Source organism: Streptomyces adelaidensis (genome assembly GCF_016598475.1).
Taxonomy (GTDB): Bacteria; Actinomycetota; Actinomycetes; order Streptomycetales; family Streptomycetaceae; genus Streptomyces; species Streptomyces adelaidensis.
In genome coordinates this window covers 1-336 of the sequence record NZ_JAEMUX010000324.1, presented here as the reverse complement: position 1 = coordinate 336, position 336 = coordinate 1, and the positions used below count along the sequence as shown (strand labels likewise).

At 69.6% G+C, this 336-nt stretch carries 1 pseudogene; it reads left to right on the top strand.

Annotated features, from left to right (window positions below):
• Positions 1-336: pseudogene (locus I8N67_RS42075) on the top strand (hypothetical protein); the annotation flags it as partial.

Genomic DNA, 336 nt, shown 5'->3' with positions numbered 1-336 from the left:
CTGACCCTCCAGGAGACTTCCTCCGGTGCGCTGCGTGCGCTGGACAGCAGTTCCCAGGGTGTGGTCCTGGAGGCTGGTTCCCCTGTCATGTGGGACGCGGGCGGCGGGGGCGACCCCTCCACGACCGCCCGGACCGCGGCTTTCGGTACCGCGTCCGTGAGTGCCGCCGGTGGCCTCGAACCGCCTCCGGACGCCGCGACCGCGCCGGTCGAGATGGAGGTCGGGCAGGGCAAGTTGACGCTGATCCCGTCCCAGGACCTGCTGACCGACCCCGAGACCAGCTTTCCGGTGGTAATCGATCCGATCGAGAAGACCACCAGCCGTACGTCCTGGACG